This is a genomic window from Mesorhizobium sp. M8A.F.Ca.ET.208.01.1.1, from assembly GCF_004791315.1.
Taxonomy (GTDB): domain Bacteria; phylum Pseudomonadota; class Alphaproteobacteria; order Rhizobiales; family Rhizobiaceae; genus Mesorhizobium.
Genome location: NZ_SRUT01000001.1, coordinates 290,042 through 304,829, shown reverse-complemented (window position 1 = coordinate 304,829; position 14,788 = coordinate 290,042). Strand labels below are relative to the sequence as shown.

Annotated in this window: 16 protein-coding genes and 1 pseudogene; 5 read left to right on the top strand and 12 right to left on the bottom strand. The window is 63.7% G+C overall.

From position 1 onward, the window contains the following. Both EN851_RS01470 and EN851_RS37800 read left to right on the top strand, forming a co-directional pair. On the top strand, positions 1-1,218 hold the full coding sequence (locus EN851_RS01470) for an ABC transporter permease (protein WP_135866537.1): 1,218 nt from the start codon (positions 1-3) through the stop codon (positions 1,216-1,218). Between the two features lie 129 nt (positions 1,219-1,347). Beyond that, positions 1,348-1,586: pseudogene (locus EN851_RS37800) on the top strand (hypothetical protein). 73 nt (positions 1,587-1,659) lie between these two features. Here EN851_RS37800 and EN851_RS01460 read toward each other — a convergent pair. The 4 genes from EN851_RS01460 to EN851_RS01445 form a co-directional block, all read right to left on the bottom strand. After that, positions 1,660-2,085: a type II toxin-antitoxin system VapC family toxin gene (locus EN851_RS01460; protein WP_127280733.1), complete on the bottom strand. Its 426-nt coding sequence runs from the start codon at positions 2,083-2,085 to the stop codon at positions 1,660-1,662. Then, on the bottom strand, positions 2,082-2,336 hold the full coding sequence (locus tag EN851_RS01455) for a plasmid stabilization protein (protein WP_127280732.1): 255 nt from the start codon (positions 2,334-2,336) through the stop codon (positions 2,082-2,084). Before EN851_RS01455 ends, EN851_RS01460 begins: the two co-directional genes overlap by 4 nt. 103 nt (positions 2,337-2,439) lie before the next feature. Next, positions 2,440-3,156, bottom strand: a complete 717-nt coding sequence (locus EN851_RS01450; RefSeq protein ID WP_127280731.1) for a hypothetical protein — start codon at positions 3,154-3,156, stop codon at positions 2,440-2,442. A gap of 26 nt (positions 3,157-3,182) precedes the next feature. Next, positions 3,183-4,295 carry an endonuclease/exonuclease/phosphatase family protein gene (locus tag EN851_RS01445; protein ID WP_135928380.1) on the bottom strand — a complete coding sequence of 371 codons (1,113 nt, stop codon included), beginning with the start codon at positions 4,293-4,295 and terminating at the stop codon, positions 3,183-3,185. Between the two features lie 191 nt (positions 4,296-4,486). Here EN851_RS01445 and EN851_RS01440 point away from each other — a divergent pair, with 191 nt between their 5' ends. Next, on the top strand, positions 4,487-5,074 hold the full coding sequence (locus EN851_RS01440; RefSeq protein WP_127279160.1) for a BA14K family protein: 588 nt from the start codon (positions 4,487-4,489) through the stop codon (positions 5,072-5,074). Between the two features lie 164 nt (positions 5,075-5,238). On the opposite strand, the gene ilvC is transcribed toward EN851_RS01440, so the two are convergent. The 3 genes from ilvC to EN851_RS01425 form a co-directional block, all read right to left on the bottom strand. Further along, on the bottom strand, positions 5,239-6,258 hold the full coding sequence (gene ilvC, locus EN851_RS01435) for a ketol-acid reductoisomerase (protein WP_135928379.1): 1,020 nt from the start codon (positions 6,256-6,258) through the stop codon (positions 5,239-5,241). A gap of 18 nt (positions 6,259-6,276) precedes the next feature. Next, entirely contained in the window at positions 6,277-6,933 is a 657-nt protein-coding gene (locus EN851_RS01430; RefSeq protein WP_127279159.1) for a TetR/AcrR family transcriptional regulator, read from the bottom strand. 165 nt (positions 6,934-7,098) lie between these two features. Next, on the bottom strand, positions 7,099-7,557 hold the full coding sequence (locus tag EN851_RS01425) for a MarR family transcriptional regulator (protein WP_135928378.1): 459 nt from the start codon (positions 7,555-7,557) through the stop codon (positions 7,099-7,101). 100 nt (positions 7,558-7,657) lie between these two features. Here EN851_RS01425 and EN851_RS01420 point away from each other — a divergent pair, with 100 nt between their 5' ends. Continuing rightward, positions 7,658-8,395, top strand: a complete 738-nt coding sequence (locus EN851_RS01420; RefSeq protein ID WP_245520672.1) for a glutathione S-transferase family protein — start codon at positions 7,658-7,660, stop codon at positions 8,393-8,395. Here the strand turns inward: EN851_RS01420 and EN851_RS01415 are convergent. Further along, the gene (locus tag EN851_RS01415; RefSeq protein WP_135866522.1) at positions 8,343-9,608 is read right to left on the bottom strand and encodes an NAD(P)/FAD-dependent oxidoreductase; all 1,266 of its coding nucleotides are present in this window, start codon (positions 9,606-9,608) and stop codon (positions 8,343-8,345) included. The two genes, EN851_RS01420 and EN851_RS01415, sit on opposite strands and share 53 nt — an antisense overlap. Positions 9,609-9,660: 52 nt before the next feature. Further along, complete coding sequence (locus EN851_RS01410; RefSeq protein WP_127871613.1) at positions 9,661-10,071, bottom strand: helix-turn-helix domain-containing protein; 411 nt, start codon at positions 10,069-10,071, stop codon at positions 9,661-9,663. Between the two features lie 134 nt (positions 10,072-10,205). Here EN851_RS01410 and EN851_RS01405 point away from each other — a divergent pair, with 134 nt between their 5' ends. Beyond that, the gene (locus EN851_RS01405; RefSeq protein ID WP_127279156.1) at positions 10,206-11,096 is read left to right on the top strand and encodes an SDR family oxidoreductase; all 891 of its coding nucleotides are present in this window, start codon (positions 10,206-10,208) and stop codon (positions 11,094-11,096) included. A gap of 34 nt (positions 11,097-11,130) precedes the next feature. Here the strand turns inward: EN851_RS01405 and EN851_RS01400 are convergent, their stop codons facing one another. From EN851_RS01400 to EN851_RS01390, 3 genes are all read right to left on the bottom strand, one after another. Then, positions 11,131-12,171, bottom strand: a complete 1,041-nt coding sequence (locus EN851_RS01400) for an aldehyde reductase (RefSeq protein ID WP_135928376.1) — start codon at positions 12,169-12,171, stop codon at positions 11,131-11,133. Between the two features lie 37 nt (positions 12,172-12,208). Continuing rightward, positions 12,209-14,128: a potassium transporter Kup gene (locus tag EN851_RS01395; RefSeq protein ID WP_135928375.1), complete on the bottom strand. Its 1,920-nt coding sequence runs from the start codon at positions 14,126-14,128 to the stop codon at positions 12,209-12,211. Positions 14,129-14,323: 195 nt separating this feature from the next. Then, positions 14,324-14,788, bottom strand: a 465-nt coding sequence (locus EN851_RS01390) for a KUP/HAK/KT family potassium transporter (protein WP_189521741.1), incomplete at its 5' end; no start/stop codon positions are given.

Here is a 14,788-nt window from a genome sequence, read left to right as displayed (position 1 = left end):
ATGATCTGGGAAACCGTACGCCTGTCGCTGCGCTCGATCCGCCGCAACGTGCTGCGCTCGTTCCTGACCTTACTCGGCATCGTCATCGGCGTTGCCGCCGTCATTGCCATGCTGACCATCGGCTCCGGTACCACGCAGAAGGTCAAGGCCGACATTTCCAAGCTCGGCAGCAATCTGCTGGTCGTGCGTGCCGGGCGCCCGGCCGGCCCCGGCGGTCCGGGCGGGCTCGACCAGGCGGTGCGGCCGCTGGCCGAAAAGGACCTGGCGGCGCTGGTTGCGCATCTCACCGGCGCGCGCGCCATATCGCCGGCATCGCAGAAGCAGGTGCGCGTCATCTTCGGCACCGAAAGCCTGACCTCTGGCGTCACCGGCACCGACAGCGCCTATCTCGACGCACGCGACTGGAAACTGGTCTCGGGCCGCCCGTTCAGCGATTCCGAAACCCGGTCGGGCACCGGCGTGTGCCTGATCGGCGAAACGGTGCGCCAGCAATTCTTCGGCGCCGGCGATCCCGAGGGCGAGATCATCCGCGTCAACCGCACCTCCTGCAAGATCGTCGGCCTGCTCGAGCCCAAGGGCTATACCGGCTTCGGCCAGGACCAGGACAATGTCGTGCTGATGCCGCTCGCCGCCTATCAGCGCCGCATCGCCGGCAACCGCGACATCGACAACATCTACATCGCCGCCGACGACCGCACGCCGACCACCGAATTGCAGCCGCGCGTCGAGGACATTTTGCGCGATGCGCGCCATATGACCCCCGACCGCGAAAGCGATTTCGCCATTCGCGACATGACCCAGATCGCCGATGCCATGGCCAGTGCCACCACCACCATGACCGGCATGCTGGGCGCGGTCGCCGGCGTCAGCCTGCTGGTCGGCGGCATCGGCATCATGAACATCATGCTGGTGTCCGTCACCGAGCGAACGCGCGAGATCGGCATCAGGCTCGCCATCGGCGCGCATGAAAAGCACATCCTCATCCAGTTCCTGGTCGAGGCGACCGTGCTGTCGCTGCTCGGCGGCATCATCGGCATCCTGATCGGGCTGGCGCTGGCCGGCCTCGCCTCCGTGACCTTGACCATACCCTTTGCGCCAAGCCCCGCGGTGATCCTGCTCGCAGTCGGCTTCTCCGCCCTGATCGGCATGGTGTTCGGCTTCTTCCCGGCCCTGCGCGGCGCCAGGCTCGATCCGATCGACGCGCTAAGGCACGAGTAAGGGAGCAAGCTGCAAAGGCGCCCGGCACGCCGCGCCGGTTTTTGCGCAACCTTGGACGATTCCGCCCTGCCCCTGTCGTCACTGTGTCGGCGATGTTATGCCAAGGCATTTCTGGTCGAGGAGCAGCTGATGAGCAAGAAGGCGCGCGTGATCCTGACCATGGTGATTATCGAAGCTGTCCTGGCAGGATCTGGTGGTATCTCGCCGATTACGGGATGACCAACCCCGATCGCGTCAAACCGGATTTCCAAGCGGTCGTCGGCCAGACCATGGGTATGGCGATGGGCGGGTTGCTGGGCGTCGGCTTCATTCTGTTTTTCATCGCCGCGCGCAACGAACGCAAGGCACTCACGAGCAAGACATCATAGAGCCCTGTCCGCCTCTCCCGGATCATTCATCCCGACCGCGGCGACAACGTGCGGTTTCGAGTGGCAGGCACGGTTACAACGCTGCTTCCCACGGATTGACGGTATTCAACCCGGCGGCCGCCAACGGGCTGGTATCGCGGGTGGCGACCGTGAGGCCGTGCGCAGCGGCTGTGGCGGCGATGTAACCATCCGCGTTGCCGATGGCCTTGCCCGCGGCCCTCGCCTGCACCATGAGGATGGCATAGGCGCGCGACGCATCGAGATCGAAGGGCAGAATACGGCCAGCAAACAGCGGCAGCGCGTCCTGCTCCAGACGATCCTGCAGGATCGTGCGGCGCTTGCCGGCAGGCATCGCCGCGACACCGAAACGCAGCTCGGCCACGGTGACGGCCGAAAGATACAGGGTTTCAACGGCCTGAGCGTCGATCCACGCGATGACGCGCGGATCGGGCGCGGGTTTCCACGGTTCGGAAATTACATTGGTATCGATGAGGATCATTCGAACCGTACCGGCTCGCCCGGTGTCTTGTCGCGGAGCCTTTGCAAGGTATCGACATCCTCTTGCGACAATCCAGCCTCGCGACCGATGGCGGCGAGCAGCGAGCCGAGTTTGACCCGATTGGCCGGCCGCACGGCCGTTTCCAGGATCTCTCGCATTTCGGCCTCAGTGCTGCGGCCGTGGTGGGCCGCCCGCACCTTCAAGGCGCGGAGCGTTTCCTCTGGCAAATTGCGGATGGTGACAGCGCTCATCGATAGCAACATACTTATAGTGACATCTTTGATAGCATTTTATCAAGTTTGATATCACAACGCAATCTCTCGACGCTTCTCCGTAAGGCGCATGCAAGGGGATTTAGCCCTCGTTCGCAAAATGCCACTCGATCAGCGGCTTCATATGCGGCGACAGACCGTCCGGCAGGTCGCCGGCATGGCGGATGATCACAGGCCCCTCGATCTCCGGATCGGCTTCGGAGGCGACGAAGGCGCGGATGCGCGATGCGATCTCGTCAGCCGCCTCATCGACATGATAGCGGCGGAAGATGACCGTGCCGCTTGTCGTCGACAGGGCGTGCCAGCGCACACCGCGCCTGGCATCCGACAGGTCGAGGCCGGTCTCCTCGCGCACCTCGCGGATCATGTTGAAATCGACATCGACGAGACCGTCGCGGAAATCGGTCGGCTCGAACGAGCCCGCGGCGAAATAGACGCTCCCGGCACCCACTGTGTGTCGTCCCATGCGGATCGCCACCAGAGCGTTGTCCCCGGCCACCAGCATGGCGTGCCCATAGGCGTGCTCGGCGCCGGAATTCTCCCGTCGTTTGCGCCAAAGCATGAAGGTCGAGTAGTTGATCGCATGACAGCGGCCAATGAGGCTGCGGTCGCGATAGGCGAGTTCCGAAAGCAGAACCACCGTGCCGTCGAACAGCGCCGGATTGGCCGCGATCTCGCTCTGCCAATTCTTGGCGATCGCCTCGGCATTATCCACCGCGAAGGGATGCGGGCCGGGATCGAGACGGACGTCGATGGCATCGACCGGCAGGATGACATTGCGCGGAAGATCGAAGCTCATGTCGGCTCAGGTCCCGATCCTGCCCATCAGGCCATGTCCAGCGTGATCGCCACCGGGCAATGGTCCGAGGCCTTGGGCCGATCCCAGCCGGCACGCGGGAAGCGCTCGACTTCCTGGCCCGCGGGAAAGATCGTGCGCCAGGGCTGGCCGTTGCGGATGATGTCGGGAACGGCGGTGGCGTTCTTGGCCGCCAGTCCCCTGGAAAGCAGGATATAGTCGAGCTGGCACAAATGCCGCTCCTCGGGTCCGCGTGTGTGATAGAAGGTCCAGCGGTTCATTTCCGGCCGCCGCTCGACCACGTTTTCGCAGAAGCCGCCCGCTGTCAGCACGTTGATGCAGGACAGGTTCTCGTCGACCACCTCGAAACGGTAGCCGTCGACCTCATCGCCGGCGATCTTCACGCGCTGGCGGTAATCGTTCATGTCGCCGCAGATCGCCCAGCGCTTGTCGGCAGCGTGATCCCCACCGAAGCGCTCCTCGATGATGCGCCGCACGGCCTGCGCCTCGGCGATGCGCACCGGCATTGTCGCCTCGCGTCCGTCGAGCCCGTTGCGGGGCGACCCCATCGACTTGAAGTGCACGAGATAGAGCGTCATCGGCGCGCCGCCCACCTTGATGTCGACCTCCAGGCAGTCGCGCCGGAAGATGCGTTCATTGGCCTGGTTGCCAAGCGCCGCGAGTTCCGGCGTGTGCAAGCCGAACTGCTCGTAGGTGACATAGGCGTGGCTGGTCATGCGCACGAATTCGATCGGCTGTCCCTGCGCAGTCTCGTTGCGCATCATTATCGCGACATCGATGCCGCGCGAATCATTGCCCGACGTGGTGTATTTCTGGCGGTAGCCCTGCCCCACCATCTTGAACAGATAGCCGTACTCGAACGCCTTCAGCGCTTCGATGTTGTCGACCTCCTGCATGCAGATGATGTCGGCGCGGGTGGCGGCGATGGCCAGCGCCGTCAGCTGGCGCGTGTCATCGGATTGCGCGATGGCGCGCGCCTGTTCCAGCATCCTGTATTCGGCCTCGCTCTGGATATCGAACAGCGCCAGTGTCCGGTCCTCGTTGAGTTGGTTGCGATAGCCGGAAAAGTCGAACCTATTCATCAGGTTCTCGACATTGAAGGTGGCAAGGCGCAGCGACATGCGCTGACCTTTGCCTGCAAGAGCAGCGGAAGACAAGATCGCAAGACCACAAGCAGGGATCGTTTGGTCCTGACGGCGTTCGCGCCATGGTTGACGGAACCTTTCCGTTCATCCGCCGTTCAGACGCAAAGATCCACAGTGGTCCCATTCCCCTGGGTAGGGCGTGGGGCCTGTTCTCTTGGAGAAGTGCAATGAACGCGCTTTTTTCTTCCACTGTCAAATCCGGGCTGATAGCGCTTGGTATTGTCTCCGGCGTCACGGCGCCGTCCGCTGCCGGGCCGATCCTACAGCCGGATGTGTCGATCCCGGCCAGCACCGCCGCGCCAACGGTCACCCCGGTCCGCGAAGGCTGGGCCGGCGGCAACAACCGGAGTTTCAACAACGATTGGAGATGGCGCCGGTCGGGGAACTGGAACGGCCGCCACTGGAATGGCGGAGGCAACTGGAGCGGCCGTCACTGGAATGGTGGCGGCAACTGGAACCGCGGCGACGACTGGCGCTGGCGCCATGGCCGCCGCTACTATCACGGCGGCTACTACGACGATGGCGCCGCCGCGATCCTCGGCCTTGGCCTGGGTCTCGGCCTTGGCAGCATGTACAACAACTATAACAACTACGACTACTATGCGCCGGCGCCACGCCGCTACTACCGCGCGGGACGGCTTTCGAGCGCCCATGTCCGGTGGTGCTACAACCGCTACCGGTCGTACCGCGCTTACGACAACACGTTCCAGCCCTATAACGGGCCGCGCCAGCAGTGCTGGTCGCCCTATAGTTGAGCTGCCTGCGGCTGACACCAGAAATGAAAACGGCGCCACGTGGCGCCGTTTTTGGTTTTTGACCGTTCGAAGTCAGAGCAATTCCAGAAAAGTGCGTAGCGGTTTTCCATCCGGAATTGCGTAAAAACCAAGAGTTGGAGGGGCTTCGAGCGGATAGATTTCGCTCAATTCTTGGCCTTGTCCACCAGCTTGTTCTTCGAAATCCAAGGCATCATCGCGCGCAGCTTGGCGCCGACTTCCTCGATCTGGTGGCTGTCGTTGTTGCGGCGGATGCCCTTGAAGCGCGACATGCCGGCGCGGTATTCCTGCATCCATTCCGAGGTGAATTTCCCCGTCTGGATGTCCTTCAGCACGCGCTTCATCTCGGCCTTGGTCTCGGCGGTGATGATGCGCGGACCCGAAACATATTCGCCCCATTCGGCGGTGTTGGAGATCGAGTAGTTCATGTTGGCGATGCCGCCTTCATAGATCAGGTCGACGATCAGCTTGACCTCGTGCAGGCACTCGAAATAGGCCATTTCCGGCGCGTAACCGGCTTCCACCAGCGTCTCGAAGCCGGCGCGGATCAGTTCGACCAGGCCCCCGCACAGCACGACCTGCTCGCCGAACAGGTCGGTCTCGCATTCTTCGCGGAAATTGGTCTCGATGATGCCCGAACGGCCGCCGCCGACGCCGCAAGCATAGGAGAGAGCGAGGTCGAGCGCGTTGCCCGAGGCGTCCTGGTTGACGGCGACCAGGCACGGCACGCCGCCGCCCTTCTGGTATTCGCCGCGCACCGTGTGGCCGGGACCCTTCGGCGCGATCATGACCACGTCGACGGTCGACTTGGGTTCGATGAGGCCGAAATGCACGTTGAGGCCGTGCGCGAAGGCGATCGCGGCACCGTCGCGGATGTTCGGCGCGATCTCGTTCTTGTAGATGTCGGCCTGCAATTCGTCTGGCGTCGCCATCATCATCAGATCGGCCCATTTGGCGGCGTCGGCGACGCTCATCACCTTGAGCCCGTCGGCCTCGACCTTCTTGGCCGTCGCCGAGCCGGTCTTGAGGCCTATGGCGATTTCCTTGGCGCCGGAATCCTTGAGGTTGAGCGCATGCGCCCTGCCCTGGCTGCCGTAGCCGATGATGGCGACCTTCTTGCCCTTGATCAGGTTGAGATCGGCATCACGATCGTAATAGACGCGCATTTTTACTTCCTTCCCGTTTTATGAAGAGGCCTTGCGGCCGTTTGTTGCTCCGAAAAGAGCGAGAAACTGCTGCGTCGCGCGGATGGCATCGCCGCCGATCGCCGCCTCAGTCAATTCCAGCCGGTCACCGAGGAGCAGACGGATCTGCACATCCCGGCCAACCAGTCCGAAAAAGGTACGGAACGCCATCTCGGCATCCGAAAATTCAAGGAGTCCCGCCTGCCGGCCGGCCTCAAGCACCGGCTTCAGCCGCTTGGCCAGGGCAAAGCGCCCATTCTCCAGCACGACGGCGCCGAGATTGTCCTTGCCCGACCCGGCATGGCCGACCGCGACACGGTTGAGCGCAATCGAGGTGTCGCTGGAGATCACTCTCAGCCAATCGGAAGCGAAACGCTCTAGGCTCGCCGCCAGCGAGGCAAGGTCAAGCCCCTTGCCGTCGACCGGAGCCACCCGGACCTTGGAGGCCTGCCACTGCACGGTTGCCGTCAAAAGCCCGTCGCGGTCGCCGAACCATTTGTAGAGGGTTTCCTTGGAACAGCTGGCGCGTCGCGCCACGGCAGTCATGGTCAGGTTGTCGCCCTCCTCGACCAGCAGCCGCAGCGCCGCGTCCAGGACGGCCTGCTGCCGCTCCGTCAGCGTCTGGCTGTTGTCGATGTCGGCGTTGGCCTGCAACACGTTCGGTTCCTGTTCGAAGGGTACAGTTTGTCGTCAACCAACAGCGTACCGTACGTTACGGTTCGGCATATTGCGCGATCCGCCATCCGACGCAAGGGGAAAAAGTAGAAATATTTGGCGGCAAAAGGCGACGGTGCGCAACAGCCGCTCAGTACTGGTCCAACCTCAATGGTCCACAGGCGGATCGCGCAGCCGGCCGAGCATCGCCGAGACCGTGTTCAACTCAACGGTTGACAGTTTGGCGCCAACCAGGTCCGCGATCGAGCGCCCGTAGACCGCCCACATCCGGCGGCGCGTCTCGCGCCCCTTGGCCGTGACGCGGATGGTTTGCCCACGGCCGTCATCGGCCACCGGCAGTTTCTCGACCAGCCCGCCGGCCTCGAGCCGCGCCAGTAGCCGCGAGATGTTGTACTGGGCAAACAAGGTGCGCTCGATCAATTGAAACGGCCGCAAACCGGCCTCGCCGGCCTCGGCAAGCTCGTGCAACACGTCATACCATGCGAGCGGCGGCAGGCCGCCCTCCCTCAGCGCGTCCTCGGCGCGTTCCATCAATTGGCGCGACACCCGCATCAGGCGGGCCCAGACCTTGATGGCTTCAGGCGAAGGCATGGCTGTCTCTGTCATGGCCGCACCATACGAGGTAGATGCAATTGCATCAAGCTTGACGATCAATGCACATGCATCTACATAAATGCAATCGCATCGATATCGAGAGGCACATCCCGTGCAACATACCGACACCCTCATTCTCGTCAGCCACCCCCTTTGCCCCTATGTCCAACGCGCCGCGATCTCGTTGGCCGAGAAGGGCGTCCCGTTCGAGCGCGTCGACATCGACCTCGCCGACAAGCCGGACTGGTTCAAGGCGATCTCGCCACTCGGCAAGGTGCCGCTGCTGCGCGTGCGGCAAGCTGGCGACGAGACGATAATCTTCGAATCAGCGGTCATCCTCGAATTCCTCGAGGAGACACAGGCCAATCCCCTCCACCCTGCCGATCCCTACGCTCGTGCCCGGCACCGGGCTTGGATCGAATACGGCTCGGCCATCCTCAACGCCATCGGTCGCTTCTATTCAGCGCCGAGCGAGGCCGGCTTCCTCGCCGAGTGTAGTGCGCTGTCGGCGATGTTTGGCCGCCTCGAGGCTGAACTCGCGGACGATACCCCGCGGCGCGGGCCATGGTTCGCTGGCAGCCGCTTTTCCCTCGTCGATGCCGTTTACGGTCCGGTCTTTCGCTACCTCGACGCCTTCGACCGGATCGGCGATTTCGGCATCCTGGAAGGCAAGCCGCTTGTCCAGGCCTGGCGCAAGGCGTTGAGCGGCCGTCCGTCGATCAGGCAAGCCGTGGCGCCTGACTATCCGCAGCGCCTGCATGCTTTCCTGCGGGCGAAGGGGTCTTTCCTATCGAGTCTCATTCGGCAAGGCGATCCGGCCACCGCGCTTCGGCAAGCCCTGCCCGCCTGAACGGATCGATCACCGTGCCGGCCACCATCGAGGCGAGAAACCGCGGCGCCGGCGGGATTTTGGCGATCGTCGCCACCAGCCTGTCGCGGATGAAGGGCAGCGCCGCCGAATCCGACTGGTAGAAGGGCGTGAATGCCAGCGACAGTGCCTGGAAGGCCCGCACATGCCAGCGCCGCGCTCTCGCATAGGCTTCCAGCGCTGCCTCCACGCCGTCCGCTCGCGCCAGCGCATGGCTGAGCGCGGCGGCGTCGAGGAGCGCCATGTTGGCGCCCTGGCCAAGCTGTGGGCTGGTCGAGTGCGCGGCGTCGCCGATCACGGCCAGCCGCCGGCCAGCCGGAAATTTCATCGTATGGTGGCCGTAGCGGGCCAGCGAGAGCTGGTCGAAACTGTCGATCTGGCCGGTGAACGCCTCGGCCTGCGGCCACAGCCGCAGCACCCGCTCCTTCCAGGCATCGATGCCGAGGTTGCGCACGGCATCGGCATCCGCCGGTTTCAGGCTCCAGAAGAAAGCCGCCATCCTTTCGGCATCGGGTTCCGGCCGGCCGATCGGCAGCACGCCGATCATCACGCTGGCCTTGTCGTAGCGCTGCAAGAGCGCGTGCTCGTCAAAGCCCTCGCCTCGCCAATCCAGCGATGCCCAGAACGCGCCATAGGTGAGTGGTCGTGGTGCCGCGGCATTGCCGGCGCATTGCCGCAGTTTCGAGCGTGCGCCGCTGGCATCGACGACCAGATCGAACGGCCCCGCCTTTCGCCCGCCGCTGTGGATCAGCGTTGCCCGTTCGCCGATTTCCAGGGTCTCGATTTCGACGCCGGTTTCGATGGCGAGGGTCTCACGCCGGGCAGCGCGGAACAGCACGCCGAACAGGGCAGCCCGGTGCACCGCCAGGCCGAAGCGGCCGCCCTGCTGGGCGTCGTAGCGGACATCGAGCACGGTGCGGCCGGTCGAGGCATCGGCGCCATGCAGCCGGTCGATGCGGGCACCAAGTGCCATGACATCATCGAGCAGGCCGAGATCGGCCAGCACCGTCAGCCCGGTCGGCTGCAGGATCAGGCCGGAGCCGACCGGCCTGGGTTCCTCGAAGCGTTCGAAGACGGTGACCCTGTGGCCGGCGCGCTTGAGGTAAAGCGCCATGGCCAGCCCTGCCGGACCGGCGCCTGCAATTGCAATGTCGTAGGAAATGCCGATGCCCCCAAGCCGAACTGGCCGGGACAATCCTTCAGCCGTCGGGCGAAATCAAGTCGCCGAGCCGCGCACTGTCCGTTGTTCAAGCCTGGGTCGCGTCGAAGGCAGTGCGCGCGTCGCGCACCGCGTCATGGTTGTTTTCAGCCCACTGCAGCAAATACTGCAAGGCATCGAACATCGAGCGCCCGAGGTCGGTCAGGCTGTATTCGACACTCGGCGGCTTGGTCGGAAACACTTCGCGACGCACATAGCCGTCGCGCTGCAGATCGTAGAGCGTCTGGGTCAGCATGCGCTGCGAAATGTCGGGAACCAGCCGCCGCAGCTCGCCGAAGCGATAGGGCTGCTCAGCCAAGGCCGCCGTCAACAGCGAACTCCATTTGCCATTGAGCCCCTGGATGACGTCGCGGACCGGGCAATCGGCGATGCTTCCGCCGTCGGTCATCGCTTTGTAGACTTCGAGTTTGGATCTCAGATTGACGGTTCGGCTGTCCATGACTGGTTCCCTGCCTGTGCCTACCTCCCCAAAAACTGCCTTCTTTACGGCATCGGGTCAATTCCTATTTTAGTGCTGGTCTCTTTTTGAGACCACCACTCGAACCGCCCTTCGGCGCAAAGTCAGGATCCCCCATGACCGCAACTCTTCTCGTCACCGGCGCGTCCGGCCAGCTCGGCCGCAGCGTCATCAACCATCTGCTGGACACGTTCGAGATACCGGCGGCCCGAATCATCGCCACGACCCGCACGCCCGCCAATCTTGCCGACCTGTCAGCGCGCGGCGTCACTGTTCGCGAGGCCGACTTCGACGATCAGGCCTCGCTTGCCAAAGCTTTCGCCGGCGCCGACCGGGCGCTCATCATTTCGACCAACGAGCTGGCGATCCAGGGAAAGCGGCGCGAACAGCAGCTCGCGGCGGTCGCTGCGGCCAGCAAGGCAGGCGTCGGCCACCTGCTTTACACCTCGATGCCCAACACCGAGCCGGGGTCGCCGGTGCTCTTCGCGCCCGACCACTACGACACGGAACAGGCGATCAAGGCGAGCGGCATTCCCTACACGATCTTCCGCAATGGCTGGTACGACGAGAACCTGTTCATGGCGATGCCGCAAATCCTCGCATCGGGCCAATGGTATACGTCCGCGGCCGATGGCGCCATTTCCTACGGCGCGCGGAGCGATCTGGCCGCGGCCATAGCCGCGGGGCTGGCTTCGGACGACACCGAAAGCACGACTTACACGCTGACTGGCCCCAAGGCCTATACACCAGCCGAAGTCGCCGCACTGGTCACCGAAGTCACCGGCAAGCCGATCCAGGTCGTCCAGCTCTCCGACGAAGCGCTGACCGAGGGAATGAAGGCGGCCGGGCTTCCCGAGCCGATCGCCAAGCTCCTGGTGTCCTTCGATGCTGCCACACGCGCCGGCGACCTTGGCATGGTAACGGACTCGGTGGAGACCCTTTCCGGCCGGAAGTCGGTACCGCTGAAGCAGTTTCTCAAGGCCAACAAGGCCGCGCTGGCCGGCTGAAATCCGCGCGGCGGGAAGGCTTTGTCCCGCCGCGCTATTTCGGGGTCTTGACCAGCCCAAGCCGAACCAGGCTTGCTCCGGTGGCGGCCAGGGCATCCTCGCGCGAGCGCGGCGCCCAGCCGAGCATGCGCACCGCCTTGGCGTTGGTGGCGTTCTTGACCTTGCCGAGTTCCGTCACCAGCTGCGCGGCTTCCGCGTTGAACAACCCCACCACCCGCACCAGCCAATCGGGAAGCTCCCGTGTCGAGACACGCGAGGCGGCCGCGCCGAGCCGCGTCTTCACGGCCTGCGCGATCTCCCGCACGGTCATGAAATCGCCGGCTACGGCCAGAAACCGCTCGCCCTTGGCAGCGGGATTGGTCATGGCGCGCACATGCAGGTCGGCCACGTCGCGCGCGTCGACCACACCGAAGGACAGGCGCGGCAGCCCCGGCATGGCACCGTTCATCATGCGCTGGACGAATGCGGTGGAGGTCGAATGGTCGGCCCCCAGGACAGGCCCGAAAATGCCGACCGGATTGACGACTGCCAGCTCCAGGCTGCCACCCTCGGCGGCGATGAAATCCCAGGCCGCGCGTTCGGCGAGCGTCTTCGACTTCACATAGGCGCTGACCTTGGCCGTCGGATCGGTCCAGCTCTCTTCGGTGAAGGGCCGGCCGTCCGGCGGCATCTTGCCATAGCCGATAGCGGCGAAGGATGAGGTCAGCACGACGCGTTTGACGCCTGCGTCTCGCGCCGCCCTGAGCACGCGCAAGGCGCCTTCGCGAGCCGGGATGATCAGGTCATCTTCATGCTTCGGCACGCCGAAGGGAAATGGCGAGGCGACATGCAGGACATAGTCGCAGCCGGCAACCGCTTGCGGCCAGCCGGCGTCGCTCATGAGGTCGGCAATGGCAAAGGAAAGCCGGTCGCCGGGCTCGGCGCCACCAACCTTCAGCATGGCCAGAACATCGGCTTCACGCCTGGCGGAGCGCAGCGTCGTGCGCACGCGATAGCCCGGCTTCAACAGGGCAAGGATGCAGTGAGCGCCGAGGAACCCCGACCCGCCGGTGACAAGCACCAATTCGCCGCTCATCCCCGCCTCCCCGTTCAGGCCGAGGCGATCGACCTCGTCAGATCGCCACCTGCGTACCGATTTCTACCACACGTCCGGTTGGAATCTGGAAATATTCGGTGGCGTCGGCCGCCGTGCGCGCTAGGCCGATGAACAGCCTGTCCTGCCACATCGGCATGCCGGAATTGGGCGAGGCCTTCAGCGAGCGCCGCGACAGGAAGAAGGACGTCGTCATGATGTCGAACTTCCAGCCTTGCTTGCGGCAGATCGCCAGCGCGCGCGGAATGTTGGGCTGCTCCATGTAGCCGAAGGTCAGCGTCACCCGCATGAACAGCTCGTTGACCGTCTCCATCTTGACCCGGTCGCTGTCGGGCACCACCGGCTGAGGAGCGGTGACCACCGAGAGGATGACGTTCTGCTCGTGCAGCACCTTGTAATGCTTCAGGCTGTGCATCAGCGCGGTCGGTGCGCTCAAGGGATCGCTGGTTAGGAACACGGCGGTGCCCGAGACCAGCTGCGGCTTCTTCTTCAACAGATTGCCGGCGAGGAAATCGAGCGGGATCTCGTTGCGGCGGGTCTTGTCGAAGAGATAGCGGCTGCCGCGCACCCAGGTCCACATGCCCAGCACGATGGTGAAGGCCACGACCAGCGACGCCCAGCCGCCTTCGAACACCTTGACGATGTTGGAGGCGAAGAAACCGATGTCGATGAAGGCAAACAGCACGGTCAGCGGGATCGCCAGCGACAGCTTCCATTTCCAGATGCGCGTCATGACGACATAGAGCAGCACCGTCGTCACCAGCATGTTGCCGGTCACGGAGATACCGTAAGCGGAGGCCAGCTTGCTGGATTCGCCGAAGCCGACCACCAGCATCATCACCACCAGGGCCAGCAGCAGGTTGACGCGCGGCATGTAGATCTGGCCGGACTGCTTTTCCGACGTGTGCAGGATTTCCAGCCGCGGCAGCATGTTGAGCTGTACCGCCTGGCGGGTCAGCGAGAAGGCACCCGAAATCACCGCTTGGCTGGCGATAACCGTCGCGGCGGTCGCCAGCACGACCATGGGAATCAGAGCCCAACCCTCGTTCATCTCGAAGAACGGATGGCCGACGATGCCATTCTTGGCCAGCACGAAGGCACCCTGTCCGGCATAATTGAGCAGCAGACAGGGAAACACGATCGCCAGCCAGGCAAGTACGATCGGCTTGCGGCCGAAATGACCGAGATCGGCATAGAGCGCTTCTGCACCGGTCACGGCAAGGAAGACGGCGCCGACCGTGACGAAGGCCACGTCCGGCGAATGAATCAGGAAGGCGACGATGTAGTGCGGGCTGATTGCCAGCAGGATTTCTGGATCGTTGATGATGTGTTTCAGGCCGGAAAGGCCGATCGCCAGGAACCAGACCGCGGTCACCGGCCCGAACACCAATCCCACCCCGCCCGTGCCAAAGCGCTGCACCGCGAACACCATGGCGAGGATGACCAGGGTCAGCGGCACCACATAAGGCTGGAAAGCAGGCGTGACGACGTTCATGCCCTCGACCGCCGAAAGCACCGAAATCGCCGGCGTGATGACCGCATCGCCAAAAAACAGCGAGGCGCCGACGATGCCAATGCCCAGAATCACCGCCGAGCGCTTCGGGAAACTGCCGCGTGCCAGCGCCATCAGCGACAGCACGCCGCCTTCGCCGCGGTTGTCGGCGCGCAGCACGAACATGATGTATTTTATCGTAACCGTAATCGTCAGCGACCAGATGATCAGCGACAGCACACCGAGAATATCGCCGCGATCAGCAACGGTGCCGTGTGACGACGCGACCAGCGCTTCTCGAAAGGCATAGATAGGGCTGGTGCCGATATCCCCATAGACCACACCGAGCGCGCCCAGCATCAGCACCTTGGTGCTATGCTGTTCGATTTCCGGATGGCTCGATTGGTCGACGGGTTCTGCCTCACTACCAGCATTGGCAAGGGCCATGTACGACACTCCGATAAACGCGCGGTGCTCTACGCTTGCTGCAATGCAATATCAAGTGCCGTAACGTTATGGCACTCATGTTAGCAGCGCGCGGCTCCCGGTGGGCGACGTCTTGCGATGTCGATCCATGCGACGTTTCGCATGCTCATATCCCGAACCATCGCAAAACAACCAGGCCCGGCGAACTCGTACCTATTAAATGGCGACCTGCGTGCCGATTTCAACGACGCGTCCGGTCGGGATCTGGAAATACTCCGTCGCATCGGCCGCCGTGCGCGCCAGCCCGATGAACAGCCGGTCCTGCCACACCGGCATGCCGGAATTGGGCGAGGCCTTGAGCGAGCGCCGCGACAGGAAGAAGGACGTCGTCATGATGTCGAACTTCCAGCCTTGCTTGCGGCAGATCGCCAGCGCGCGCGGGATGTTGGGCTGCTCCATGTAGCCGAAGGTCAGCGTCACCCGCATGAACAGCTCGTTGACCGTCTCCATCTTCACCCGCTCGCTGTCGGGCACCACCGGCTGCGGTGCGGTGACCACCGAGAGGATGACGTTCTGCTCGTGCAGCACCTTGTAATGCTTCAGGCTGTGCATCAGCGCGGTCGGTGCGCTCAAGGGATCGCTGGTTAGGAACACGGCGGTGCCCGAGACCAGCTGCGGCTT

Excerpts from the sequence above, each read along its gene's own strand:
- EN851_RS01450 (WP_127280731.1), bottom strand. The coding sequence starts at position 3,156 with ATGAGCTTCGATCTTCCGCGCAATGTCATCCTGCCGGTCGATGCCATC.
- EN851_RS01445 (WP_135928380.1), bottom strand. The coding sequence starts at position 4,295 with ATGTCGCTGCGCCTTGCCACCTTCAATGTCGAGAACCTGATGAATAGG.
- EN851_RS01395 (WP_135928375.1), bottom strand. The coding sequence starts at position 14,128 with ATGGCCCTTGCCAATGCTGGTAGTGAGGCAGAACCCGTCGACCAATCG.
- EN851_RS01425 (WP_135928378.1), bottom strand. The coding sequence starts at position 7,557 with ATGACAGAGACAGCCATGCCTTCGCCTGAAGCCATCAAGGTCTGGGCC.
- EN851_RS01455 (WP_127280732.1), bottom strand. The coding sequence starts at position 2,336 with ATGAGCGCTGTCACCATCCGCAATTTGCCAGAGGAAACGCTCCGCGCC.
- EN851_RS01410 (WP_127871613.1), bottom strand. The coding sequence starts at position 10,071 with ATGGACAGCCGAACCGTCAATCTGAGATCCAAACTCGAAGTCTACAAA.
- ilvC (WP_135928379.1), bottom strand. The coding sequence starts at position 6,258 with ATGCGCGTCTATTACGATCGTGATGCCGATCTCAACCTGATCAAGGGC.
- EN851_RS01400 (WP_135928376.1), bottom strand. The coding sequence starts at position 12,171 with ATGAGCGGCGAATTGGTGCTTGTCACCGGCGGGTCGGGGTTCCTCGGC.
- EN851_RS01405 (WP_127279156.1), top strand. The coding sequence starts at position 10,206 with ATGACCGCAACTCTTCTCGTCACCGGCGCGTCCGGCCAGCTCGGCCGC.
- EN851_RS01440 (WP_127279160.1), top strand. The coding sequence starts at position 4,487 with ATGAACGCGCTTTTTTCTTCCACTGTCAAATCCGGGCTGATAGCGCTT.
- EN851_RS01460 (WP_127280733.1), bottom strand. The coding sequence starts at position 2,085 with ATGATCCTCATCGATACCAATGTAATTTCCGAACCGTGGAAACCCGCG.
- EN851_RS01470 (WP_135866537.1), top strand. The coding sequence starts at position 1 with ATGATCTGGGAAACCGTACGCCTGTCGCTGCGCTCGATCCGCCGCAAC.